Source organism: Pediococcus damnosus, assembly GCF_001437255.1.
GTDB lineage: Bacteria > Bacillota > Bacilli > Lactobacillales > Lactobacillaceae > Pediococcus > Pediococcus damnosus.
This window is the reverse complement of the sequence record NZ_JQBD01000007.1, coordinates 1-24,056: the sequence shown is the minus strand read 5'-3', so window position 1 is coordinate 24,056 and position 24,056 is coordinate 1. Positions and strand designations below refer to the sequence as shown.

Genomic DNA, 24,056 nt, shown 5'->3' with positions numbered 1-24,056 from the left:
GTTTACATGGCAATTCAACATAAAGAAACAATTCCCGATAACATTGAAGTGATTGGGGCGCATGTTAATAATTTAAAAAATTTGAACGTGACAATTCCTCTCAACGCATTTGTGGCGATTACGGGGAAATCCGGATCAGGAAAGTCCTCACTGGCAATGGGTGTTCTCTATGCTGAAGGGGCTCGCCGTTATTTAAATTCACTATCGACCTACACGCGGCGCCGAATTAGCCAAGCCGGTAAAGCAAATGTTGATGAGGTGAAGTATTTGCCTTCAGCGTTAGCATTACGTCAGCGGCCAACGGTACCTGGCGTCCGTTCAACTGTGGGAACCATGACCGAGAGTTTAAACGTTCTGCGCTTAATGTTTTCCCGATTAGGTTCCCATGTATGTCCAAATGGGCATCGGGTTCCACCGACATTAGAAGTTGCAGAAAATATGGGTTATGTCGTTTGTCCCTCTTGTGGGGTGAAGTTTATGGCGCCTGGTGCGGAGAGTTTTGCGTTTAATTCGGAAGGAGCTTGTCCAACCTGCAATGGGATTGGTAAAGTCCGTCAACTTGTTAAAAGTCGGCTAATTCCTGATGAAACGAAAACGATCCGCGAAGGTGCTGTGGCCTCATGGCGATTACCAGGCCGTAACTTTATGATTTATGTGGCCGAACAAATTGGAATCCCGATTGATACACCCTTTAATCAGATGAGTGCCAAAGACCAACAACAAGTTTGGCACGGTGAAAATAAAAAATATGCGATTAATATTCCTTCTAAAACGGGCAAAATTTTTCATATGGATAATGCGCAATTTGAAAATGCCTATGCCGCTGTTGAAGATAGTTTAGCGACGACAACTAATGAACGGGCAATTACCCGCTTGAATCGGTTTTATTCATTTGATATCTGTTCCACTTGTCATGGGACCAGGTTTGCGCCCAAACTTTTGCAGACAAAGTTAGTTGATAAAAATATTTCTGAAGTTTCAAAAATGACCATCACCGAATTAACTCAGTTTATGCCGAAAATTGTACCGTGGTTACCAGAAACGATGCGTGAACTTGGGACTAATTTAGTTGGTGAATTACAAGATAGTGTTCAACCTATTTTAGATCTAGGCTTGGATTATTTAACCTTGGACCGTGAAGGCGATACGTTATCAACTGGTGAGCTCCAACGTATTCAGTTGGGTCGCACTTTGCGGAGCCAGACAACGGGAGTTCTTTATGTCCTTGATGAGCCTTCAGTTGGACTTCATCCGGCTAACGTTAGCGGATTAATTAAAATTTTGCATCAGTTGGTGTCTCAAGGAAATTCGTTAGTGGTTGTGGATCATGATACACGAATTATTTCCGCAGCCGACTACGTGATTGAAATTGGTCCAGGAGCCGGTAAAAATGGTGGAACGGTGGTTGATCACGGAACTGTGTCAACTATTAAGAAGAGCCCACAATCACTCATTGCACCATTTTTAAATGGAACGGCCAAACTGCTGGTCAGAAAACAGGTTCCTAAAGCAAAGTTGTTTGATAAAGGCGATCTTACCATCGGGGTCTCTGAGCGATTTAATCTGCATAATGTGGTTGCTCATTTTCCTAAAGGACGCCTTAGTGTGGTATCCGGATATTCAGGTGCCGGAAAGACAACGTTGATCTTAGACAGTTTAATACCGGGAATTAAGGCAGCTATCAAAAAGGAACCTTTGCCCGCCCATATTAGTCAGTTAGATCGTGCGCATATTCATCGCGTGGTCATGGTGGATTCAGTGCCGGTCGGTAAAAACGTCAGATCAACGGTTGCGACTTATTCTGGAATTCTAGATACTTTACGAGTTTTGTTTGCGAATACAGATGAAGCGAAACAGCGACAGTGGACTGCCAGTCATTTTTCTTACAATGTGACTTCCGGTGCTTGTCCAAACTGTAAAGGAACGGGAACAATTTCGCTGGATATTCAGTATTTACCAGATATGGTGGAGACGTGTCCTGTTTGTCACGGTAAACGATATAATGATGAAACGCTCGCTGTAAAATGGCATGGCTATACAATTGCAGATATTTTAGCGCTTGATGTGGATCATGCCTTACCAATTTTTGAAGATGTACCAGCCATTAAATCAATTCTGGAAAAACTATCCGAAATGGGGTTGGGATATCTTGTATTAGGCGAGAGTACCCCAATTTTGTCTGGTGGTGAAGCCCAGCGGTTGAAGTTAGTTTCACAAATGGGTCGTAAACAAAATGGGACGTTGTTTGTGTTTGATGAACCGTCAGTTGGGTTACATCCGCTTGATATTCAAACGTTGATTCATGTGTTCGATCGGTTGATTGATCAAGGGGCGACGATTATTATTATTGAACATGACTTGGATGTCATTGCCAATGCAGATTATGTTGTTGATCTTGGGCCAAAAGGTGGTCAATTTGGCGGAAAAATTATTGCGGCTGGCACACCTCAAGAAGTGGCTAACACGGCCAAAAGTGAGACTGGTAAGTACTTGAAAGCCCATTTTGAGTTGTTTCAGTAAGATGTAAGTTAGACTTTCATATGGGTTATAAATAATTTTATTCTTATGAAGGCTATAACTATACTGGATATTTTTGTGGAAAGATGCTATGCTTAAGTCAGATATAGAAAAGGCTTTCATATCAATATTCTTACTGGAGGAATAACCTATGCGAATTAACAAGAATGATTTAAATGATGTATTGAGCTCAGAACACGGCCCGTTTATCACAATGATTGTGAATAATCCTGCTGACTTAAAAGAGATTCAGCATACAAAAATCACTTTCAAAAACTTACTAAAAGAAGCAAAAGGTAAATTAACCAAATTGTTTCCTGAAGTTGATCGCGAGGCCTATTTAAGCCGCTGGAGTATTTACGGCGACGACAATAGTTTCTGGTTAAACGATGCAAGTGAAGCAGTCGTTTTAATTGGAGATATGGATAAGGTGGAAACATTCCAGCTTTCTGGAAACTGTGTGAACCAAGTTTCAGTTTCCGCTCAGCCTAATGTTTTACCAATTATCCAAGAATTACAGCTAAAATTTGAATACTTATTAATTGGGCTTAACCAAACTTCCTTTGAACTTTATCGTGGGGATGGTTATGATCTTGAAAAAATTCACTTAGGTGAGGATGCGCCTCGCACGTTAAAAGAGGCGCTCGGGGATAATGAATTAGTCGGCGGTGAAGTGTCATTCCGTGGAGCTTCGAATCATGGTGGTGATGTGGCAGTAGCTTATCATGGCCATAACGAGAAGAGCCAGGAAGTTACAAATGATCAAATCAATTACTACCAAATGGTGGATCAGTATGTTACTAAAAACTATGCTCATCCAGAAGGTTTGATGACGATTGTATTTGGATTACCTGAAAATCAGGCTCGTTTCCGTCAAGTCACGAAAAATAAAAACTTGTCGCATCATTTATGTGTGGAAGAATCGCCTAGTGGTTTGAGCATTGATCAATTAGAAAATAAGATGCGCCCAGTTGCTCGTAAATGGTTCGAAGGAATCATGAATGTGCAAACGCAACGGTATGAAACTGCGAAGGACAAGAATAAGGCAACGAGTGATATGCGTGAATTGGTGCGCTGTGCGGTGGCTGGTCAGATCGACACATTGTTTGTAAGAAATGATACAACGGTGATCGGAATGATTGATGAAGAAGGCAAATTGGACACTGATACAACGGCGGCTAAAAACAATAATTTGGTGAATGATATTGTGGATAGAACGATGAAGAATGGTGGAAGAGTAGTCTTGCTTGATACAGAAGATATGCCAACCGATAAGGTAGCGGCGGGAATATTGAGATACTAGATAAGTGAGTGAAGAAAAGCGGTAAAAGGCAATAAATAAGTGCACCGGTGCGGGATCGCAATTCCGCGTTAGGTGTACTTATTTATTGCCTTTTGCTTTTCGAAGCTGTCCTCAAACTCAGCGGAAAAAGGAAGCAAAGATCAGCGGCCGTATGCGGGATCGCAATCCCGCGGGAGGCGTGTCTATTTTTTTACTCTTGTTTTGTCGAGCTGTCCTCAAGTTTCAATAAATAAAAATATTTTAGAAATTTACCTTCACCTGTTTTTGTTGAACTAAGCTACCAATTTGAACAATTTGTTGATTTTTATTTACTCGATAAAAAATAGCGTATTTTTTTCCAATTAAAATTCTTCGAGTTAGCTTTGAAAAACCGTAAAGTGATGTGATGTCTGAAAAACGATTCGGATAAAATTTTAAAGAAATGACAGTTTTATTAATGAGCCGAATAAATTTTTTTATTTGTGTTTCAGATAATCCCATGTTTTGCCAATCTTGAATAACGCTATTTAAACTTTGAGAGAATGAGTTTGAAAATAGTATTTGGTATTCTGTCATTATTTATGCCAACCATATTTTTGGAATTTTTTGGCGAATTCGTCTTCTGTTAATATATTTTGTTTTTCGAAATCATCGAATCCTTTTTCAATTTCTCTACGATCATATTCTCTTTCTGTTTCATTGATTGTTAATTCAATTTTTGAACTTTGTTTCTGATAATCTAATTCCATTCCTTCAACAACACCACTGCTTTTGGGAAGAATAACGCCTAGCGAATTGCCAACTTTCCGAACCTTTATTTTTTTCATTAGTTTACCTCAATATGAATTTTGTGTTTGTTATAACATAATTATAACTTAATGCCTTTGAAATGTCTAATATCTGTGAGTGTTATTAATTCATTAAAATCTCCATTGCGTTCGTTCCCTAATAGTTCGATAATTAGAGATGTGACTTAAATTACGGGAAATGATAATGGGGATGCAAATTATGAGCAAGTCAACACGAGGAATTTTATACGCGTCAATTGGAGCTATCTGTTGGGGAATTTCTGGTCCGATTGCTCAGATCCTATTTGCAAACTACCATATGAAATTAACTTGGTTGATCGGTTCAAAAATGTTATTTGGCGGGATACTATTACTTGTGTTTGGCATGTTGCAGAAAAAGCAACGGCCAAAATTGTTTGCCATTTGGCATGATAAAAAAGCAATTATTCAATTACTTATTTTTACAATTTTTGGGATGACGGCCATGCAAGCTGTTTACTACAAAGCGGTTGCGGTAGGTAATGCCGCTACAGCCACGATCTTACAGTTCCTATCCCCAGTATTTATTGTGGTCTTTACAATTATTCGTTATAAACGAGTGCCACGGCGAGGAGACGTTTGGGCGATTGTCGCTGCGTTAGTGGGAACCTACCTACTGATTACAGGTGGAAACCCAACATCTCTAACAATTTCACCAGCTGCTTTATTCTGGGGCGTGGTTACTGGAGTGGCAGCTGCCGCCTATGTCTTACTCCCAGAAAAAATATTAAATCAATATGGTTCATTAACTGTTTCTTCATGGTCCATGCTAGTTGGTGGTGTGTTATTTATGTTCATTCAACCTGCTTGGCGTGATGTTCCCCACTTTGATGCAAAGGGTTGGGCTGGTTATCTGTTTATTGTCATTTTTGGTTCGGTAATTGCGTATTTTATTTATTTGGCAAGCTTGGCTTACATTTCGGCGACCGCTACAGGCCTGTTGGATGCCTTTGAACCCTTATCCGCAACCATTGTGTCTGTGGTGTTTCTCAATCTAAAATTTGGTGTGATGGAAACAATCGGAACTATTTTGATTTTAAGCACCGTATTTATTCTGGCAATTGCTAATCGTCACTCATCATAACTTAGAACTGATATCATGCTACTTGGCATGATATTTTTTTAGACTAATTTGTTTTGCACTGGCTGCACCCCCCTAAAAAGTGCTAGAATGCAATTGAATGAAAGCGGTTTATATGTTCTGCTTATTGGGGGGAAAACAAATGCAATTTAGACTGGTTATTAATTTTAAATTCATAGAATGGCAGGGCTACGGTTAAACATGAGTTACATGTTGTGATTGTGGGGGCTCTCAAATTTTAAATGAAGGATTGGTGAAAAGGATGCATAAAATTCCATCAACAGCTTTTGCTAAAGCTGGTATTTATGAAAAAGAAAAAGTAGATTACATTAAGAAATGTTTTACGCCAATGCGTGTTTCGATCAATGATCAAATTTTTCCGCGAAGTCAGAAGAATTCAGACAAAGAAAGTCATAAAATTGGTAGAGAAATTTTTGGACTGGCAACACCTGAAACAATTGAATTTAATGATACAGAAATTCGAGTGATTGATAAGGATAAAAAAGTGGTCGAGACTACGAAAGCAACGGATGTTCAATATATTCAATTTGGTGTTATAAGAAGAATGACTACCTATATGTGGTCACCTGGTTTTTATTATGAATTAACGATGACACTGGGAACTTCATCTGGTAATTACTATCTTCTAAATGGTGATTTTGCAGTTTATGAGCAATTAAAAGCATGGGGTGAAAAACAAAATATTGAGATTGAAGATCCATTTGAATTGGCTTCAATCACCACCGATGCTCACGTTTTCGGAGCAGGTGATCCTAGCACCTGGGGAACATTGCTTGATAAAACGTTTATAACCAAAGTGGCTAAAGTGGCCGATTTGAATTATCCAGAAGAAGTTTAACTTTAGTTTTAAACAACTGATCATTTCAGAAATAATATAAGAAATGATCAGTTTTTTTGTGCTCACGATTTAGAAGCTATGGTTTGCTTTTATGCGGTGAAGTGCTATGTTTTAGATGAGTGGAAACGATTTCGGATCCATATATGTCATTAGGATTGAGTTAGAAGGAATTATTGATGCAGCATCGCTATTTAAAAATGTTAATATATTTTTGCGTTTGGATGGGATTAAATATACTGTGGGTACTGCGTTCAATTTCGTACCCAACTGTTGATTCTACTATGTTAGTTGGCAAAAGCATCGCCTTACATTTTGCGCCAATCGTGGGAATCACAGTCCTATTATTGATGACGTTGTTTAAATGGCGTCCGCTCAATCTTGTGGCTTTAATTTGGTTGGTTTTAGCAACGATTACTGCTAGACCACCGATTTATTTACTTTCAGTGGGAATGTTCGGTGGAATTTTGGTTTTGATCTGTGATGTTTATCTCACGGTGATTATATGTAATCATGATCAACCGGTAAAATATGTAAATCAAATTGCTGTTATATTAGGAATCGCCTTTTTCCTGTGTTTATTATCACCAAAATTGAGTGCTCAGTTTGCAAGTAGTGGTTATTCAGATCCCGTTACGGCAACAAAAACGGAAATTACAGTAACCAAAAAGAATACCAATCAGTTAAAGACTAATAATGTGACGAGGATCACGCCGCGGCATCCTAAGATTTATTTAAATGGCGTTGGCGACATTAATCTGAAAATTAGGCGAATTGGAATTTTTTATTTCTCGTATGCGGATTATGTGTATAAATGGTAAAAACTAAAAAATACGTTTCCATTTACAGCGGTTTAATGGCTGTGTGGAAACGTATTTTTTGTAGCCTAAAGGTTGAAAGTACAAAAATGACTTCAGTTACTGATACTAAGCAGTTTAGTTCACCAAAATCAGGTTAACTACCGTTCTCTGGCTCACTTGGCCTGGAACGGGGTGGGCCGATTTGAAGCCAAACAGTTCACTTGTCTTCAAACTCGACCTTTATCTAAGCAAGAATCGCTAAGATAAATTTCACCCATGAGGCCAAAACGCCTCCGAACTGGAAAAGTTGTTGTGTTTAGATAGTTCGTATGAACGTTGTCATAATAATCTTCGTGTTAAATATAATCAGTTTTAAAACTTGCATCAGTCTGGAAGCAATGGGCTCAGTAGTGCCATTTATCTTAACGATTCATCGTTTAGATAAAGGTCGAGCTTAGAGACGTGTATTTCGGCTCTAAGTCGTGCCCACTACGTTCCAGCCCAAATTGCTGGAAGACGGCATTTTAATCTAGTTTTGTTACCATGAACGTTTTTGTATCAAGCAATTGGCTGTAATTTTGTACTTTCAACCTTTAGTTGTAACATTTAATTTAATAAGAATGCCACGGACTGGTAAGGCTTAAGTTCCAGCTGGTCCTGCAGTTCAATTGATTCATCATAATTTGAAATTAAAACTTTTCCATGCAGTTTTGTCATTTCACTAGGCAGCTGAACAGTTGTCGCTTTTCCATAGAAATTATTTAAAACCAATAAAGTTTGATTTCTATAAGTTCGTAAATAGGCAAAAACTTGATGATCATTTTCAAGCAAGGGTTTAAAATTGCCTTCAGAAATAATTGGCATGGTTTTGCGCAATTTAATTAGCTTTTGGTAGTAAGTGAAGATTTCTCCGTGATCAAGTTCATCTTGGACGTTTACTTTCGCTTGATTAGTTGGCATTAACCATGGTTTATGTGTCGAGAACCCAGCATATTTGGAATTATTCCACTGCATCGGAGTACGACTATTATCTCGAGATTTGGTTTTAATAATCTCAAAAGCTTCACTTGGAGATTTACCAGCATTTAAAAGTTCTTGATAAGCATTTTTACATTCAATATCGACATAATCTGACATTGAAGTGTAATCGGGGTCACTCATCCCGATTTCTTCACCCATGTAAATATATGGCGTTCCTCGCAACAGATGCATTGTTGTGGCCAACATTTCGGCCGATTTTGCCCGGTAATGAATCGGATCACCAAAGCGATTAATGGCACGTGGTTGATCGTGATTATTCCAAAACAACGCGTTCCAACCGCCACCCTTAGCCATTCCCGATTGCCATTCGTTCAGAATCCCTTTAAGTTTCATAAAATCAAAAGGCATTTTACTCCATTTTTCACCATTTACATAATCTACCTTTAAGTGATGAAAAGTGAAAACCATACTGAGTTCATGATTGCCAGGCAAGGTGTATTGAACACTGTTAGCAATTGACGTTGACGACATTTCACCGACAGTGATGGCATCTGGATCTTGTCCAAAACTTGCTTGATTCATTTCTTTGAGATAATCCTGAACAATTGGGGTATCTGTGTAAAGAGTTTTACTAGCAACGTTTGTTGGTGCATCAATTAATTTTTCTTCTTTACCCGTGACATTAATGACATCAAAGCGAAAACCATGTACACCTTTCGCACGCCAGAAATTAATGACTTTGTAGAGGGCTTGCCGAACTTCCGGATTGTGCCAATCAAGATCAGCTTGGGAAGGATCATAGAGATGTAAATAGTACTTACCAGTATTGCCAAATTTAGCCCAAGCCGGGCCACCAAATTTAGATTCCCAATTGGTAGGAAGATCACCATTTGGTTTTGGATCGCGGATGTAATAGAAAGCTTGATATTTTTTATTTCCGGCTAAAGCTTTTTGAAACCATTCGTGAGATGTAGAAGTGTGGTTTAACACCATATCTAACATAATACCGATGTGGTTTTCTTTTAATTTTCGAGCCAACTCATCAAAATCAGCCATTGTGCCAAAGCGGGGATCAACTTTGCAATAATCAGCAATATCATAGCCATTGTCATTTTGTGGTGAGACGAAGAATGGGTTAAACCAGATCATATCAATATTAAGTTTTACGAGATAAGGAATTTTTTTAATGATTCCCTGGAGATCACCAATCCCATCCCCATCACTATCATAAAAAGACTTGGGATAAATTTGATAAATTATTTTATTTTGAAACGACATTAAAAAGCCTCCCTAGTTAATTTTTTGACGACGGGCAAAATCCACAAAGCTAAATTTATCAGGTCGATGAACAGATTCAGTAAATTGAAAAAGCGTCGTATCTTCTAAATAAGTTTGACTACGAACGATTACCACATCCTGATGCTCGTTTAATTCAAGCAACTGTGCCTCTTCTTTTGTGGGAGATTCTACAGTGATTTTTTTGGTGGCGTAACTGATGGTTAAACCAAGTTGATTCTCAAAATAATCATATAGAGAATCTGCAGCTACCTTATGCGAAATTTCAGGAACAACACTTTTTAAAATATAATCGTGATCTAAAACAATTGGTTCATTGTTAGTTTTACGAAGACGTTCGACATAAGTTGCCAAAAGTGGTGAAGATGATTGATAATCGAATTTTTCAAGTGGCACGTGCTGGTCTTCAAGGCACAAAACTTCAGTAGTAGAGTTCATGTGCAACGAGTTGTTGAGCTCTTTAAAAGAAGTAATGCCAGAAACCGGAAAATTAAAGCGTTGTAAGTTTAAAACAATTGAACCTTTTCCGCGAATTTTTTGAATGAAGCCGTTTGTAAGTAATTCTGATAGTGCTTTTCGGATGGTTTCTCGAGAGGTTCCATATAATTCAGATAATTGCGTTTCACTAGGTAAGTAACTATCAACTGGATAGTTGTGATGATTAATTTTATCGGCTAAATCTTGATAAATGGCATTAAATTTATTGCGCATTACTATTCGCCTCCTAAAGCGCTTCCATCATATCACTATTTGATTAGTCTATACAAGTAAAAAGGAATCAATATATTTGATAAATGCGTCTAAATGGGCTTTTGAAATCTGAAAGTTGAATAAGCTTTAAATTTGACAACATGTATATACAGGATGTATGATGTAACCGCTATTAAGAAAACGCTTTAAGTAAGTCAAATTTTCTACTCAGTTGGGAGGCAATACAAATGTTTGGATTCGGGAAAAGAAAAAAAGTAGCCACTGATAATGCTATTTATGCGCCGGTAACTGGCCAGGTGATTGATTTGAGCAAAGTCAGTGATCCGGTATTTGCTCAAAAGGCAATGGGGGAAGGTCTAGGAGTTAAACCTAGTGATGGCAAGATTGTTAGTCCAGTGGCTGGCGCCGTCACGATGGTCGCCGGTACAAAACATGCACTGGGGTTTACGATGGCTAACGGCCTAGAAGTTTTAATCCATATGGGTGTTGATACCGTTGATTTAAAAGGAGCACCATTTACTGTCAGTGTTAAGCCTGGTGACATTGTCAATGGCGGCGACGCCATTGCCACCATTGATTTGGATCAAATTCATGATGCGAATCTGGACGATGTCATTATTGTTGTCTTTACGAATTCGGCTGATAAATTGGATCATTTGGATGTGACAACTGGTGAAACTACAGCCAAAGCAAAAATCGGTATGGTAACCGTTAAAGCATGATATGAGGGGGTATTTAAAATGGCAAAAAAAGATTATACCAAACTTGCATCCGATATTATTGAAAATATTGGTGGTAAGGAAAATGTAAAGAGTTTAATTCACTGTATTACGCGACTACGTTTTTATTTAAAAGATGAAAGCATTGCTAAAGATGATGTCATCAAAAATCTAGATGGCGTTATCGATGTTCGGCATGCACAAGGGCAGTATCAAGTTGTGATTGGGGCGGCAGTCACTGATGTATATGATGCAGTGATCGCTCAATTGGGGCAAGAATTCGCAGATCCTGATGCTACTGAGGCGGCTGTGCAAGAAACAAAAGCAGCTGCTGGGTCGGCTAAAGAACCTGATAACAGAAGCTTTGGCCAAAAAATAAAAGATGGGTTTAATGCTTTAATTGGCGTTATTACAGGCTCCATGATGCCAGTTGTTGGGTTATTGGCTGCTAGTGGTATTCTCAAAGGTCTATTGCAGATGGCAGTGGATTTTCACTGGACAGTGCCAACTTCACAAACCTATATTATTATTTCAGCGATGGGCGATTCGGCCTTTTACTTCCTACCAATCATTGTTGGATTTACAGCCGCAAAACGACTTAAGTCTGATCCAGTGATTATGGCAATTATTGGCGGTGTGTTAGTTTATCCTTCATTATTCTCAATTGCTACCGGAACGAAAACAACGGGTACTTTTTTGGGAATGGCATTAAACACAAATTTGTTTGGATTACCAATTCACATGGTAAATTACACGTATAGTATTTTTCCAATCATTGCGGGCGCTTGGATGGCTCACTACATTGAAATCTGGTTAAAGAAATGGATTCCGCAAATTCTTCAAATGATTTTTGTACCTTTGTTTGAAGTTATTATTGTTTCTGCAATTATCATCATTTTTGTAGGTCCTGCGATTACTTTAGTAAGTACAGGAATTTCATGGTTGTTAGATGCAATTCTGAAATTCAATTATCCAATCGCCGGATTAATCATTGGAGGATTCTATCAAAGCTTGGTTATCTTTGGATTGCACTGGGCAATTGTACCGTTGATTGCGAATGATATTGCATCTAAAGGATATAGTTACTTAAATGCAATTGTTTCAATAACAATGGTAGCTCAAGGTGCTGCCGTATTAGCTATTTTCCTCAAATCAAAAATTGCTTCCATTAAAGAGCTTTCAGGAGCTGCTGCAATTTCAGCCTTTGTTGGAATTACAGAACCATCTATTTACGGAATTAACTTGAAGTACGGTCGGGCCTTCTTGACGGCCAGCATTGGTGCTGCAGCCGGTGGATTAGTATCCGGTCTGCTGAACGTAAATATGTATGGATTTACCGGTTCAATTATTGGATTTCCATCATTCTTTACACCTGCCAAATTTGGTGGCGGCATGAGTAACGAAATCAATTTCTGGATTGCGACGGCTGTTACCTTAGTTGTTGCGTTTGGTTGCACATGGGCATTTGGATTTAAGGATGCAGATGTTGCTGCTGAAAAGAAAGTTGTTCGTCGTAAAACCATTGGTAAAGATGCTTAAAATTAAAATGCAAAACAGCGAATCATCTATGGAAAATGGATGATTCTTTTTTTGTTTTCTGAAAATTTAACTTTTTTCAGAAAGAGGGCTTGTTTAAAGGTTTGTTTTGGGGTATTATCAATCTATTCAGAATATTAAAAAATGCTGTGAACAGATGAGTAAGCAAAATACTGAATTATAGAGAGCTAGGGATGCTGAAATCTAGCGGAAAGTTTTTGCTGAAGATGGTCTGGGAGCATTGCAGTTAAATGAAAATTTTAAGCTGCGGGTGTCGAGCCCTTATGAGTTGAGATGAACGTTTTTGCGTTCAATAAAGGTGGCACCGCGGTCAAACGTCCTTTACTTCAAGTTTTGAAGTAGAGGGCGTTTTTAATTTTGGGTAATAAATTTTAAAATATATTGGCATAGGAGAGGAAAGAGATTTATGCATAAAAAACAAGGTATATCAGTCAGAACAGTAGTGGCAATTGGAATTGGAACGGCAATTTTCTTTGTGTTAATGCGTTATATTCCAATTCCAACGGGAGTTCCAGATACAAATATTAATTTAGCATATGGATTTCTGGCATTAATGGGCTCTATTTTCGGACCAGTAGCGGGTGGATTGATCGCTTTTCTAGGCCATATGTTTAACGATTTAACCTGGGGCGAGCCTTGGTGGACATGGATCGTTGCCGATGGTATTTACGGAATTTTATTTGGCCTAACCAAAAAATATTTGAATATTGAAAACGGTGGTTTGACCAAACATAAGTTAGTTATCTTCAATGTCTATCAAATTATTATCAGTGTGTTGGTCTGGGGAATTATTGCACCAACTGGCGACGTTTTGGTATACTCAGAACCAGCTTCCAAAGTTTATTTACAAGGAATCACGTCAGTTATTTGCAATGCACTTTCAGTCGGAATTTTGGGGACAATTTTATTGGTGGCTTATGCCCGAACCCGTTCCAAGAAAGGCAGTTTAAAGAAAGAGTCATAAATTTATGAATAACCCAATTATTAGCTTTCAGGATGTCAGTTTTCAGTATCAAAGCCAGTCAGAACCAACGTTGAATCATTTAAATTTTGATATCTATGCTGGTGAAAAGGTGCTGATTGCGGGACCTTCTGGATCAGGAAAGACCACGATAAGTCGTTTAATGAATGGTTTGATTCCGTCAGCTTATCCGGGAAAATTAAGCGGTAAAATTTTAATTAATGGCCAATCAGTGACAGATCAAACTATATTTGATCTGTCTTTGAAGGTTGGGACTGTTTTACAAGATCCAGATACCCAGTTTGTTGGGCTCACGGTAGCTGAAGATATTGCGTTTGCCCTAGAAAATGATGGCGAAAAGCAGTCAGTTTTGAAACAGAAGGCCAGCGAGTGGGCCAAACAATTAGGAATTTCTGAAATCATTAATAATCACCCTCAAGAAATTTCGGGTGGTCAAAAACAACGGGTAGCGATGGCCGGTGTTTTAGTGGATGAAGGTAAAATTCTTTTATTTGATGAGCCATTAGCGAGCCTTGATCCCGTTGCCGGTCGTGAATCCATTGAATTAATCGATGAGATGCAAAAAAAGGGCGATACAACAACCGTAATTATTGAACATCGAATTGAAGATGTACTTTATAAGTCAGTTGATCGCATTATTTTGGTTGATGAAGGCGAGATTGTTGCAAACGATACGCCGGACACTATTTTAAAAAGCGGTATTTTAGCAAAGCTCGGTTTACGGGAGCCGCTTTATTTGTCGGCCCTGAAATATGCAGGAGTTGACTTGAAACAGGTTGCGCATGTCGATAATGTTAATGATGTCGCGTTAACCGAAAACACTGTGGCAGCTGTAAAAAAGTGGGTGCAACCGCATCATAGTCAAACCCTTGCGACGGACCAAGAACCTGTTTTAAAGGCTAAAGATATTTCTTTTAGCTATGATTCGAAGCAAGTCCTTAATAAACTAAATTTGAGTATTCAACCAGGTGAAATGGTTAGTTTGGTGGGTAGAAATGGCGTTGGCAAAACAACACTGAGCAACATCATTACTGGATTTCTACATCAAAGTTCAGGGAGCTTAACGCTGAATGGTAAAGTGATGGACGATGATTCAATTAAGGAACGGGCCGATCATATCGGGTATGTGTTGCAAGACCCTAACATGATGATTTCAAAAAACACCGTTTCTGAAGAAGTTGCCTTAGGCCTGACGTTGCGCCAAGTTACGCCTGATGAAATTGAAACCCGAGTGGCTGAAACGCTGAAGGTTTGTGGCTTGTTTGAGTATCGTCATTGGCCCATTTCTGCTTTGAGTTTCGGACAGAAAAAGCGGGTTACCATTGCAGCAATTTTAGTTTTAAACCCAGAACTGCTCATTTTAGATGAACCCACTGCTGGACAAGATTGGCGGCACTACACGGAAATGCTGACATTTATTCGTGATTTAAATCAAAAAACGGGAATTTCTGTAATTTTTATTACGCATGATATGCATTTGATGATGGAATATTCAGATCGCGTGGTGGTCCTGAACGATGGCGTGATTGCCTATGATGATCAACCAATGAAGTTGTTTGCCAACTTGGATCTTTTAAAACAAGCCTCGTTAGTTGAAACGAGTTTATTTACACTGGCCCAGCGCGTTAAAGTCGATCCTGAAGATTTGATTGCTAGTTTTATTGATCAAGAAAGGGTAGGTCAGCGCGATGAATAACAACGTCTTGATTGGATATAAACAGCGTGATAACTTTGTGGACCGCTTAACGGGAACAACCAAGCTAATTGGGCTAATTGCATTGTCAGTGATTGGAATGACGAGTTTTGATACACGGTTCTTATTAGTGTTGACAGTTTGTTCATTAGCCCTATTTCGAGTTTCCGGGATTAAATTTCATGAAGTGTCATTTATACTGGGATTTATCACCGTATTTTCTGTGTTAAATCTGATTGCGGTGTATATTTTCGGCCCCAAATATGGGGTTCATCTGTATGGATCGGAACATGTGATTTGGCAAGGAATTGGACCGTACAATTTAACGTGGGAACAGCTTTTTTATGAGTTTAACTTGTTTTTAAAGTATATTTTCACGGTGCCATTGGCGTTAATATTTCTGATGACAACGAATCCAAGTGAATTTTCTTCGAGTTTAAACCGAATTGGTATTTCATATCGAATTAGCTATGCGGTGTCGTTGGCATTGCGGTATATTCCGGATGTGCAAAATGATTATCGGCAAATCAGTAGAGCACAACAGGCACGGGGAAATGAGATTTCGAAAAAAGGAAAGCTCACTCATCGTGTGAAGGTAGCGGGACAGATCTTGTTGCCATTGATCTTTACGAGCTTGGATCGAATTGAGACGATTAGTCAGGCAATGGAGTTGCGTCGGTTTGGAAAACTAAAGAAACGGACTTGGTATGCGGCAAGACCAATGAAGAGAAATGACTTTCTGGCATTAATTGTGATTGCATTGGTGGTGCTGGTTGGTATTTATTTGTTTAAGGTGAATGGCGGAAGATTTTATAATCCGTTTAAGTAAAAGTGAGTGAGACAAGTCGGTAAAAAGAGAATCACAAGCGTGACGGATGCGGGATCGCAATCCCGCATCCGTCACGCTTGTGATTCTCTTTTTGACTTGTCGAGCTGTCCTAAGACTCGGCGGAAAGCAGCAGGCAAAGACGGGCGTATGTGGGATCGCAATCCCGCGAGAGTCGTGCTTATGATCAGCCTCTTGTTTTACCGAACTGTCCTAAGACTCAGCGGAAAGTAGCAGGCAAAGACGGGCGCGTGCGGGATCGCAATCCCGCGGGAAGGATGGTTATATTTTGACTTTTGCTTTGTCGAGCTGCCTAAGACTCAGAGGAAAATGGCAGTCAAAAGCGTGGCGGTTTCCTCACTAAAAATCAAAAAAACACCTATACTATGACTAATAAATATTGTACAGTTCACTTAAGGGGGAAGTTAGGCAATGAAATATGAAAACAAAACAAAAACTGATAACCAAGTTTTAAAGACAATTCAACCTGATAAGTCCATGGAAGCAGGTATGAGACTTCTAGCTCAGTTAAAAAAGGCTGAAAAGGGATCGTTTCATAGTTTGGAAGAGGTTCGACATAAATTATTCTAAATAATATTATCAAAGTGAATTTTAAAAACGTATGGTAAGGCAGTCTATCAACGTTTAAGCTAGAGAATCAGAATATTCTGATTCTTTTTTTAATATCTTTGTGTACTTTTGGACTTCTCGAACGTTATTAGTAGATGTAAGCCGTCGCGACACTTACTAAAATGAATTGGAGGAGAATACAAATGGAAAAGAATTGGTTAAAGACTGCTGTTTCAGTAACAATGTCAGGTGAAGGTCATGAAGAAGGTCTCAAACGAAGTTTCGGCAATATGCCAGAAACTGTCACTGATGATCAAATCAAAGGGCTTGGCAGTGTGCTTGAAGCAGTTTCAAAAGACAAATTTGATTTTGCTACAGTTACCACTACAGAAAAAGTTGTAAATAACTAAGACAAGAAATCCCGAGCACAATTAACGACTATGTATACTAAAATTTAGGAGGACTCAAATATGAAACAATTAGATATGGAATTTGTAAGTAGCTTAGGTAAGGTTCGTCACATTAAGTTGAAATATGTTAGTGAAGACTTAGAGCCAGCAGCAGTTAAAACGGCAATGACACAACTTGCGGGTTTGAAGGTATTCGTGAAAGATGATGAAGAATTATATGCACAACCTCAAGCGGCCAAGTATATTGAAACAATTAATACACCGTTGTTTGATGATAAAGCGGTAAAAGCTTAATAAAAAGGTGATAAACGACTATTAAATCGTTTATCACCTTTTTTTGCATTATTGAATTATTCACTCTAAGTGTTACGATTTTAAACGTAGGCCTGAAAAAGGAAAATGATATTTATTTTTAATATTACATAAAATTATAGGGCTTTTATAGGGGGAGTAATAATTGAATGACTTTTTAAAAGTGAAACATCTTAATATGAAAATTGGAAAACGAAAAATATTAAAAGATATTAATTTTAGCTGTAGAAAGGGACATATTACTGGCCTGATTGGTCCAAATGGCGCAGGGAAGACGACCATAATGAAGTGCATCTTAGGGCTATACCCTTACCATAAAGCGAGTATTATTTTAAATGGAACAGATATTAAAAGTTCAAATATCCTTAACGTCGGGATCGGAGCCTTAATAGAGAATCCATCAATTTATCCATTTTTAACTGGAACTGAACATCTAGTTATGTATGCAAAAGACAAAAACTGTATTGAAGATATTGTTCAAGCATTAAAAATGCAGTCATTCATTAATAAAAAATCTAAAGACTATTCATTGGGGATGAAACAAAAATTAGGCATTGCGATTGCGCTTTTAGATAATCCTCAGCTAATTATTTTAGATGAACCAATGAATGGACTTGATCCAAGCTCGACATATTTACTCAGAAATTTGCTTTTAAAACTAGCAAAGCAAGGAATTACAATTCTGATTTCTAGTCATATTTTAAGCGAGTTAGAGAAGATTATTGACGATGTTGTGATGATCAATAATGGCAAAGTGATTTTGAATGTTTCGAAAAACAAGTTAGAACAACAAAGTCAAAGTACGCTATTTCTAAGTACCAATCATAATGATAAGGCTTTGAAAGTGCTATTGGAGCAAGGCTTTAAGGCACAAGAATCAAATGGGATGATAAAAGCGTTCAACATTAGTTCGAGTAATTTAAATGAACTTTTAGCTGTAATTATTAACAATGACATTCGATTATTGGGTCTTGAGCACAAAGAAAATGGTCTGGAAGATACTTTATTAAAATTGATAGAAAGTGAGAACAACTAATATGTCATCTTTAATAAATCAAGAAATTTATAAACTATGTCATAAAAAGACGGTGCAGTTTACGCCGTTAGTACTTTTCCTTGCGATGTTGGTAGTCGGTATAATAACCAAAAATGGGTCGGATAATCGATTTTATATCGAAGCCGGTTATGCTGGGTTCCAATGGATAACGATTATTTTAATCATAGAATGTGCTTCGATGGTAGCTATGGAATTTCAATATGGAACGATTAAGCATTTGATCTATGAATCCAACAATCGTATGAAAATTTATCTATCGAAATTACTAACAATGTTTCTTTATGATGTGTTATTACATATTTTTACGCTGGTTTTTACCATTGTTATAAAATATCTAACCGTTGGGACAAATGTATCTTTTTCTCAAAATTATCTTTATCATGCATCATTATTTCAGAATTTGTTCACTAATACATTGGTTGATTTTTTAGGATCGCTGATTATTGTTAGTTCAGTATTTATGATGGCTAGCCTGATGAATTCCAGTGCAATTGCGATTGCAGTTGGAATTGGTTTTATCTTTATTGGCGAAGGACTTTCGTCTGCCTTGATTAGTGCTTTGATCAAAAAAATTCCACTGATAAAGTGGAATCCGTTTAATATGTTAAATATAGCCAATCAGTGGTCCAATCCAGATTATTTTTCAACCACCCATTTGACTCAAACCCAATTAATTAACGGGAATATTTTATATACATTGATATTTATCGTGATGTCGTTTTTATTTTTTAGAAAGAAAAGGGTCTAAAAGCTTGTTTGTTAATTAAATCAAGCACCTCACTTTTTATCATATTTGGCCAACTCCTTGTTAAAGTACGGACTAAAGACTACTAAAGCCGCAAATAACATAATGCTTCCAAAAATAACTATAATAGTTGGCAGTGTGTAAAGCCTAGATATTGGAGCACTTAATGCAGCAGCAATCGGATTTGCTAAAGAAAAAATAGTTAGTACTGCACCGATAATGAGGCCAATAGTATCATTGCTGGCCGACATTTGAATTATTGAGAAATAAAGGACAGAAGAAATACTGTTAAATATTCCATATCCAATCCACAAAATAGATATAAAAAAGACATTAATTATTGACGGTTTAACCCATGCGTTAACCCCAAGCAAGATTAACATAATTGATTGTCCAACAAGAAGTGCAGGATAAAATATTCCAGTTTTAAGTCGGCCATGATATTTTGAAAAGGCTGCGGCACCTAAAATGCCGCCAATTGTAAATGAAATATCAATAACATTGTAGACGATCTTGTATTGGTTAAATATATCAACACTATATTTAGGCATGAGTAACCAAATAGACCAAAAACAGAAATTGGAAATTAAGGCAATTGGAATCATAAGACTTATTAGGCGATTATGAACAATTAGTAACAGGCCATGTTTAAAATCGCTCATTGTTTCTCTGAAACTTAGACTATGTTTCTTAATGGGGGCGGCATCTGCTGGAACATGCAAAATTGTGAGATACGAAATTAAGACAGATAAGCCAAGCCCAAGTAAAGCCCATATCGGCTTTCTCCACAGTACAAACAAGACAGAAAGGCCGGATGAACTAACAGACGCAAGTTGGTTAGCTAGAGAAACCCATGAATTTGCTTTGAAAAGCTCTTTTTTATTCTCAACAAGTACCGGTGCAATTGACTCGCTTAGTGGTGTGTAAACTATGCTAAGTAAGGAATTGGCAATCACAACAAGAAATAGTGTTTTTAAATTACTGTGAAATAAATATAGTAATAACAGACCAATAACAACAAGTAAACAACGAATTAAAATAATTGCGCGAAGTAAATTTACTTTGCTTTGTTGATCCACAATGTAGCCTCCGATGAATGATAATAACATTGCAGCCATTGAAATTGTGCCAAGAATTGAAACTAAGGATTGATTTTTTGTAGTTTCGTAAATGTACCAATAAGCATATGTAATGAAAGCACCTATTGAAAGACTATCGAAAAAATCACTTATAATGACACGCCTAATTTTTTTCATAAAGATCGCTCCTATCTAAGGGGGGATATCCCTTTTATCAGTGGATGTTGTGTTCGGGTTAAAAGTCTTAAAGTAAAGGGAGTAGTATCTAATAAGCAAGTTTTCGGGCTGAAGTAAGGTACTGAACACTTTTTTCGTGAATCCAGATAGCTAGTTAATGATTAAAAAATATATTCTGATTTTTAAATAACGATTTTGTTTTATTTTTCCATAACCAATAATTAATGGTTAGGTTGAAAATAGTGTACAACGCAGAGAATTAAAAATCAATTAAAAAATTAAAAAAAGATTGGAAAATAATTATAGGGCTTTTATAAGAATAGTAAGAACAAGGAATAATTGAACTGATTTAGGCTAAAAAATTTTAGAATTGAGACTAATTTTAGTGAACTTTTAACTAAAAGTGCTTTTCTGAACATATTTTCAAATTTAGTGTTATAACGAGGGTGTTGGGGTATTTGAAAATAGAAGACAGTTAACTCAACAAAACGGATGAGGTACTTGGTGGCCGCTGAAGATTTGTTGTGCGGCACCCAAAAAATATAATTGGAGGTTTTTAACATGGCAGATTTTGCAGAAAAAACCGCGCTTTTAGACACGGCAACCAAAGATATTTTTGACTGGAGTGACGATGCAACCCCATTGAGAGACGCAATGTGGGACAAGGTCATGGAAAGTAACAGCCACAACACAGATGCAACATCTGAACAAGCTGCAAAGTGGGAAGATATGAATGATTCCGACTTGAAGGCTGCGGCTGAAAAGCTTCTTAAGTAAGATTAATAAAATCAACTAAAAAGAGTTAGCAAGGACTGTAAAGTTCTTGCTAATTCTTTTCTTGTACATAGAATTGGTGTATATTTTGGATTAATGGGAATAGTAAGGATTGAATAAGTTGAAAACCAAATATGATGTTTATCGGTATACTGGAATTCCGGTGGTTAAGGATGCTTCTGGTAATTACAAATTTAAACTAGATGATATGGGGCATGTTAAACCACATTCATGGCGAACGGGTAAGCACACTAAGGGTAAATTTAAGCAAAGAGGTCAGGTGTTTTTGACCGAGAATAGGCTATTTATTGCCGTAATTACCGCTGAAAAAATGTCGTTTAACCAACGTCATTCAGTAACGCCACTGCAACGGTTTACTTCAGAAACGATCAACGAATCACTTTTAAAAACAGGTACGGAATTGGTGAGGAATTTACAGGATGATTGAATGGTCAGACGCGACAATTAAAGAGTTTCAAACAACGCTGCTAGCTTGGTACGATGCTAATCGGCGTGATTTGCCGTGGCGACAAGATCATGACCCTTATCATGTCTGGGTTTCAGAAATCATGTTACAACAAACGCAGGTTAATACCGTTATTCCGTATTATCAACGCTTTATGGCATCATTTCCAACGGTTGAGAAACTGGCTCAAGCCCCTGAAGAGCAATTGTTAAAGGCTTGGGAAGGCCTCGGGTATTATTCTCGGGTGCGTAACATGCAACGAGCGGCGCGGCAATTATTGACAGATAATGGTGGTCAGTGGCCACATACAAAAGCTGAACTTCAGAAACTAGTTGGAATTGGGCCGTATACGGCGGGAGCCATTGCCAGCATTGCCTTTAATCAACCGGAGCCAGCGGTTGATGGAAATGCATTTCGCGTTTTTTCGCAACTTTTAGAAATTGATGCGGATATTACAAAACCTCAATCGCGGAGCTTGTTTGAAGAGGTCATTCGAAAGATCATTTCGAAAGATCGTCCCGGTGACTTTAATCAAGCCATTATGGATCTAGGTTCTAGTTATATGACTGCCAAAAATCCAGATAATGAGCATTCCCCAGTCAAAAAATTTAATCAGGCTTATTTAGATGGGCGTTTGGATGAGTTTCCAGTCCGTTCCAAACGCCTGAAGCCCGTTGATAAACAATATTTTGCGTTAGTTATTGAAACGCCAGGTGGATTTTTGTTTCAACAACGGGCTAGTAATGAGCTGTTAGCCAAATTATGGTTGTTTCCGTTAGTTGATGCTGATCAATTAAAAGAATCACATCCAGAACTTAATGCGACAACGATTATCAAAGCAGTTGAGGAAAAGTTTGTGAGTGAAACTGAAATTCAGACTGAACTTCAATTAATAGATACGCCAATTGTGAACCATACGTTTACGCATCAAAAATGGCATGTCACGCTGTTATATGCAAAACTTCAAGAGGAACTTGATCTTAGTCATTTTTCGGGTAAAGTAGTTCCAGTTAAAAAATTTGCAACCCTTGCCTGGCCGACGGTTCAAAAGAAATTATGGCAAGCATTTAAAAAACGACAAATTCAATTATTCTAGATAAGAGGTAAATTCTGTGAAAACATTAGTTATTGTGGCACATCCTAATTTAGTGGATTCTGGCACGCAAAAATTTTTGAAAACAAGTCTGGCAAAAATGGATTCGGTGACTTGGCATGTCTTGAATGAAGGTCATTTTGATGTTACGGCAGAGCAGGACTTGCTTCAAGAAAACGATCGAATTATTTTTCAGTTTCCATTGTATTGGTATAGTGCTCCAGCCATTTTGAAACAGTGGGAAGATGAAGTTTTAACCCGGAACTTTGTATATGGAACAGGCCACGCTCTCGCAAAAAAAGAATTAGGAATTGTGGTTTCTACGGGTGATCGTCAAAAGGGGTTCGTAGCTGGTGGTGAAGAACAGTTTACATTATCGGAATTATTGCGACCTTATCAGGCTTTAGCCCACAAAGGGGAAATGACCTATTTACCACCTTTTCCAATTTTTCAGTTTGCCTATCTATCTGAACAAGCAAAACAACGATTACTGGTTTCCTATCAACAATATATAACGAATTCAGATTTTGAGAGTTTTCATGGGCAGGAGCTTTGGTTTGAACAGCAATTATCGAAAAAGATTAGCGAAGTCCAAGGCTCATCTAATTCACAGAAAACGGCTCAGATTCTGGGAGTGATTCAAGATAATCGGGAGAACTTAGAGGAGCTAGGCTGGACACTTTCAATGATTAAAGATGATGAGGATGAGTAAAATGGATACGAATGATTGGGTAGAAAAGCAATTAAAAGAACTCATAAAAACAAGTAAACAGTACGAAGACCGGGCATTTTACTTAGCCCTGAGTGATCTAGTGCAGGAGCAGCAAAAACGTTTGACGCAAAGCCAAGGTGAAGTTGACGGGCGAACGTGGAATCCAAGCAAGTGGTAGAGCAATATTTACCATTTCACAGTAAAGTTAAAGAAAAATTAAAAAATATGTTGACTTCTCATTTTATCTCGCTATAATAAGTTTATTAAATCAAAGGAGATGAAGTCACATGCAACGGACACATAAATTAGTTAGTTTGTTCAATTTAGTCATTATTAGCTTAATTATTAAAGTGCGCGGTGCTGCGACTTTAACCTTTTAGCTAATAATTTTTTAGCGAACCAAAAAGAGGATAAAAAAGTTGCCCATCGTGCTTTCTAAGGAAAGATGCGACGGGCGTTTTTTTATCCTCTTTTTGTATAGTTTTGGCGGTTCACAAATAATTTTTAAGCCTTGTGGTGATAAGTCAAGTATG

Annotated in this window: 25 protein-coding genes and 1 other annotated feature; of the genes, 20 read left to right on the top strand and 5 right to left on the bottom strand. The window is 37.8% G+C overall.

Going from position 1 to position 24,056, the window contains the following annotated elements; all coding sequences use genetic code 11:
- The first annotated feature begins 6 nt into the window (after positions 1 to 6).
- On the top strand, positions 7 to 2,520 hold the full coding sequence (locus IV84_RS01685; protein WP_046871023.1) for an excinuclease ABC subunit UvrA: 2,514 nt from the start codon (positions 7 to 9) through the stop codon (positions 2,518 to 2,520).
- A gap of 148 nt (positions 2,521 to 2,668) precedes the next feature.
- On the top strand, positions 2,669 to 3,820 hold the full coding sequence (locus tag IV84_RS01680; RefSeq protein WP_056986022.1) for a baeRF6 domain-containing protein: 1,152 nt from the start codon (positions 2,669 to 2,671) through the stop codon (positions 3,818 to 3,820).
- A gap of 240 nt (positions 3,821 to 4,060) precedes the next feature.
- On the opposite strand, the gene IV84_RS01675 is transcribed toward IV84_RS01680, so the two are convergent.
- Positions 4,061 to 4,375 carry a hypothetical protein gene (locus IV84_RS01675; RefSeq protein ID WP_046871025.1) on the bottom strand — a complete coding sequence of 105 codons (315 nt, stop codon included), beginning with the start codon at positions 4,373 to 4,375 and terminating at the stop codon, positions 4,061 to 4,063.
- Complete coding sequence (locus IV84_RS01670) at positions 4,375 to 4,626, bottom strand: AbrB/MazE/SpoVT family DNA-binding domain-containing protein (RefSeq protein ID WP_046871026.1); 252 nt, start codon at positions 4,624 to 4,626, stop codon at positions 4,375 to 4,377. The genes IV84_RS01675 and IV84_RS01670 overlap by 1 nt, the downstream gene beginning before the upstream one ends.
- A gap of 181 nt (positions 4,627 to 4,807) precedes the next feature.
- Here IV84_RS01670 and IV84_RS01665 point away from each other — a divergent pair, with 181 nt between their 5' ends.
- The 3 genes from IV84_RS01665 to IV84_RS01655 all read left to right on the top strand — a co-directional run bounded on the left by IV84_RS01665 (position 4,808) and on the right by IV84_RS01655 (position 7,384).
- The gene (locus IV84_RS01665) at positions 4,808 to 5,710 is read left to right on the top strand and encodes a DMT family transporter (RefSeq protein ID WP_226996045.1); all 903 of its coding nucleotides are present in this window, start codon (positions 4,808 to 4,810) and stop codon (positions 5,708 to 5,710) included.
- Positions 5,711 to 5,969: 259 nt separating this feature from the next.
- Positions 5,970 to 6,566, top strand: coding sequence for a hypothetical protein (locus IV84_RS01660; RefSeq protein WP_046871027.1), 597 nt, complete (start codon positions 5,970 to 5,972; stop codon positions 6,564 to 6,566).
- Between the two features lie 176 nt (positions 6,567 to 6,742).
- Complete coding sequence (locus IV84_RS01655; RefSeq protein WP_046871028.1) at positions 6,743 to 7,384, top strand: hypothetical protein; 642 nt, start codon at positions 6,743 to 6,745, stop codon at positions 7,382 to 7,384.
- A 585-nt stretch (positions 7,385 to 7,969) separates the two neighbouring features.
- Here the strand turns inward: IV84_RS01655 and treC are convergent.
- Complete coding sequence (treC, locus tag IV84_RS01650) at positions 7,970 to 9,622, bottom strand: alpha,alpha-phosphotrehalase (protein ID WP_056986021.1); 1,653 nt, start codon at positions 9,620 to 9,622, stop codon at positions 7,970 to 7,972.
- A gap of 12 nt (positions 9,623 to 9,634) precedes the next feature.
- Positions 9,635 to 10,351: a trehalose operon repressor gene (gene treR, locus IV84_RS01645; RefSeq protein WP_046871030.1), complete on the bottom strand. Its 717-nt coding sequence runs from the start codon at positions 10,349 to 10,351 to the stop codon at positions 9,635 to 9,637.
- A gap of 227 nt (positions 10,352 to 10,578) precedes the next feature.
- Here treR and IV84_RS11175 point away from each other — a divergent pair, with 227 nt between their 5' ends.
- The 10 genes from IV84_RS11175 (at position 10,579) to IV84_RS01600 (ending at position 19,225) form a co-directional block, all read left to right on the top strand.
- The gene (locus IV84_RS11175) at positions 10,579 to 11,073 is read left to right on the top strand and encodes a PTS sugar transporter subunit IIA (protein ID WP_046871031.1); all 495 of its coding nucleotides are present in this window, start codon (positions 10,579 to 10,581) and stop codon (positions 11,071 to 11,073) included.
- A gap of 18 nt (positions 11,074 to 11,091) precedes the next feature.
- Entirely contained in the window at positions 11,092 to 12,609 is a 1,518-nt protein-coding gene (locus IV84_RS01635; protein WP_056986020.1) for a PTS transporter subunit EIIC, read from the top strand.
- 137 nt (positions 12,610 to 12,746) lie between these two features.
- Positions 12,747 to 12,952: a binding site (T-box leader), on the top strand.
- An 81-nt stretch (positions 12,953 to 13,033) separates the two neighbouring features.
- Positions 13,034 to 13,591 carry an ECF-type riboflavin transporter substrate-binding protein gene (locus IV84_RS01630; RefSeq protein WP_046871033.1) on the top strand — a complete coding sequence of 186 codons (558 nt, stop codon included), beginning with the start codon at positions 13,034 to 13,036 and terminating at the stop codon, positions 13,589 to 13,591.
- Between the two features lie 4 nt (positions 13,592 to 13,595).
- Positions 13,596 to 15,305 (top strand): ABC transporter ATP-binding protein, encoded by a 1,710-nt coding sequence (locus IV84_RS01625; protein WP_046871034.1) that lies wholly within the window; start codon positions 13,596 to 13,598, stop codon positions 15,303 to 15,305.
- On the top strand, positions 15,298 to 16,131 hold the full coding sequence (locus IV84_RS01620; protein WP_046871035.1) for an energy-coupling factor transporter transmembrane component T family protein: 834 nt from the start codon (positions 15,298 to 15,300) through the stop codon (positions 16,129 to 16,131). The genes IV84_RS01625 and IV84_RS01620 overlap by 8 nt, the downstream gene beginning before the upstream one ends.
- Positions 16,132 to 16,560: 429 nt before the next feature.
- A complete protein-coding gene (locus IV84_RS10850) occupies positions 16,561 to 16,719 on the top strand; it encodes a hypothetical protein (protein WP_155387016.1) in 159 nt (52 codons plus the stop codon).
- Between the two features lie 182 nt (positions 16,720 to 16,901).
- Positions 16,902 to 17,108 carry a DUF1659 domain-containing protein gene (locus IV84_RS01615; RefSeq protein ID WP_046872520.1) on the top strand — a complete coding sequence of 69 codons (207 nt, stop codon included), beginning with the start codon at positions 16,902 to 16,904 and terminating at the stop codon, positions 17,106 to 17,108.
- 60 nt (positions 17,109 to 17,168) lie between these two features.
- The gene (locus tag IV84_RS01610) at positions 17,169 to 17,402 is read left to right on the top strand and encodes a DUF2922 domain-containing protein (RefSeq protein ID WP_046872521.1); all 234 of its coding nucleotides are present in this window, start codon (positions 17,169 to 17,171) and stop codon (positions 17,400 to 17,402) included.
- Between the two features lie 163 nt (positions 17,403 to 17,565).
- A complete protein-coding gene (locus IV84_RS01605; protein WP_052694578.1) occupies positions 17,566 to 18,456 on the top strand; it encodes an ABC transporter ATP-binding protein in 891 nt (296 codons plus the stop codon).
- A gap of 1 nt (position 18,457) precedes the next feature.
- Complete coding sequence (locus IV84_RS01600) at positions 18,458 to 19,225, top strand: ABC transporter permease (protein ID WP_056986019.1); 768 nt, start codon at positions 18,458 to 18,460, stop codon at positions 19,223 to 19,225.
- Between the two features lie 29 nt (positions 19,226 to 19,254).
- Here the strand turns inward: IV84_RS01600 and IV84_RS01595 are convergent, their stop codons facing one another.
- On the bottom strand, positions 19,255 to 20,478 hold the full coding sequence (locus IV84_RS01595) for an MFS transporter (RefSeq protein WP_046872498.1): 1,224 nt from the start codon (positions 20,476 to 20,478) through the stop codon (positions 19,255 to 19,257).
- 561 nt (positions 20,479 to 21,039) lie between these two features.
- Between IV84_RS01595 and IV84_RS01590 the strand changes: the two genes are divergently transcribed.
- The 5 genes from IV84_RS01590 (at position 21,040) to IV84_RS10650 (ending at position 23,701) form a co-directional block, all read left to right on the top strand.
- On the top strand, positions 21,040 to 21,255 hold the full coding sequence (locus IV84_RS01590; protein ID WP_046872497.1) for a P8 family protein: 216 nt from the start codon (positions 21,040 to 21,042) through the stop codon (positions 21,253 to 21,255).
- A 118-nt stretch (positions 21,256 to 21,373) separates the two neighbouring features.
- Positions 21,374 to 21,700, top strand: a complete 327-nt coding sequence (locus IV84_RS01585) for a DUF7671 family protein (protein ID WP_371861624.1) — start codon at positions 21,374 to 21,376, stop codon at positions 21,698 to 21,700.
- Positions 21,693 to 22,814, top strand: coding sequence for an A/G-specific adenine glycosylase (mutY, locus tag IV84_RS01580; protein ID WP_046872215.1), 1,122 nt, complete (start codon positions 21,693 to 21,695; stop codon positions 22,812 to 22,814). Before IV84_RS01585 ends, mutY begins: the two co-directional genes overlap by 8 nt.
- 16 nt (positions 22,815 to 22,830) lie before the next feature.
- Positions 22,831 to 23,523 carry an NAD(P)H-dependent oxidoreductase gene (locus IV84_RS01575; protein ID WP_046872214.1) on the top strand — a complete coding sequence of 231 codons (693 nt, stop codon included), beginning with the start codon at positions 22,831 to 22,833 and terminating at the stop codon, positions 23,521 to 23,523.
- A 1-nt stretch (position 23,524) separates the two neighbouring features.
- Positions 23,525 to 23,701 (top strand): hypothetical protein, encoded by a 177-nt coding sequence (locus tag IV84_RS10650; protein ID WP_226996044.1) that lies wholly within the window; start codon positions 23,525 to 23,527, stop codon positions 23,699 to 23,701.
- Positions 23,702 to 24,056: the final 355 nt, after the last annotated feature.

Bases quoted from the DNA above. Each gene is read 5' to 3' on its own strand.
- IV84_RS11175 (WP_046871031.1), top strand. From the start codon at position 10,579: ATGTTTGGATTCGGGAAAAGAAAAAAAGTAGCCACTGATAATGCTATT.
- IV84_RS01680 (WP_056986022.1), top strand. From the start codon at position 2,669: ATGCGAATTAACAAGAATGATTTAAATGATGTATTGAGCTCAGAACAC.
- IV84_RS01685 (WP_046871023.1), top strand. From the start codon at position 7: ATGGCAATTCAACATAAAGAAACAATTCCCGATAACATTGAAGTGATT.
- IV84_RS01595 (WP_046872498.1), bottom strand. From the start codon at position 20,478: ATGAAAAAAATTAGGCGTGTCATTATAAGTGATTTTTTCGATAGTCTT.
- treR (WP_046871030.1), bottom strand. From the start codon at position 10,351: ATGCGCAATAAATTTAATGCCATTTATCAAGATTTAGCCGATAAAATT.
- IV84_RS01635 (WP_056986020.1), top strand. From the start codon at position 11,092: ATGGCAAAAAAAGATTATACCAAACTTGCATCCGATATTATTGAAAAT.
- IV84_RS01610 (WP_046872521.1), top strand. From the start codon at position 17,169: ATGAAACAATTAGATATGGAATTTGTAAGTAGCTTAGGTAAGGTTCGT.
- IV84_RS10650 (WP_226996044.1), top strand. From the start codon at position 23,525: ATGGATACGAATGATTGGGTAGAAAAGCAATTAAAAGAACTCATAAAA.
- IV84_RS01660 (WP_046871027.1), top strand. From the start codon at position 5,970: ATGCATAAAATTCCATCAACAGCTTTTGCTAAAGCTGGTATTTATGAA.
- treC (WP_056986021.1), bottom strand. From the start codon at position 9,622: ATGTCGTTTCAAAATAAAATAATTTATCAAATTTATCCCAAGTCTTTT.
- IV84_RS01655 (WP_046871028.1), top strand. From the start codon at position 6,743: ATGCAGCATCGCTATTTAAAAATGTTAATATATTTTTGCGTTTGGATG.
- IV84_RS01675 (WP_046871025.1), bottom strand. From the start codon at position 4,375: ATGACAGAATACCAAATACTATTTTCAAACTCATTCTCTCAAAGTTTA.
- IV84_RS01625 (WP_046871034.1), top strand. From the start codon at position 13,596: ATGAATAACCCAATTATTAGCTTTCAGGATGTCAGTTTTCAGTATCAA.
- IV84_RS01665 (WP_226996045.1), top strand. From the start codon at position 4,808: ATGAGCAAGTCAACACGAGGAATTTTATACGCGTCAATTGGAGCTATC.
- IV84_RS01590 (WP_046872497.1), top strand. From the start codon at position 21,040: ATGGCAGATTTTGCAGAAAAAACCGCGCTTTTAGACACGGCAACCAAA.
- mutY (WP_046872215.1), top strand. From the start codon at position 21,693: ATGATTGAATGGTCAGACGCGACAATTAAAGAGTTTCAAACAACGCTG.
- IV84_RS01600 (WP_056986019.1), top strand. From the start codon at position 18,458: ATGTCATCTTTAATAAATCAAGAAATTTATAAACTATGTCATAAAAAG.
- IV84_RS01615 (WP_046872520.1), top strand. From the start codon at position 16,902: ATGGAAAAGAATTGGTTAAAGACTGCTGTTTCAGTAACAATGTCAGGT.
- IV84_RS01630 (WP_046871033.1), top strand. From the start codon at position 13,034: ATGCATAAAAAACAAGGTATATCAGTCAGAACAGTAGTGGCAATTGGA.
- IV84_RS10850 (WP_155387016.1), top strand. From the start codon at position 16,561: ATGAAATATGAAAACAAAACAAAAACTGATAACCAAGTTTTAAAGACA.
- IV84_RS01670 (WP_046871026.1), bottom strand. From the start codon at position 4,626: ATGAAAAAAATAAAGGTTCGGAAAGTTGGCAATTCGCTAGGCGTTATT.
- IV84_RS01620 (WP_046871035.1), top strand. From the start codon at position 15,298: ATGAATAACAACGTCTTGATTGGATATAAACAGCGTGATAACTTTGTG.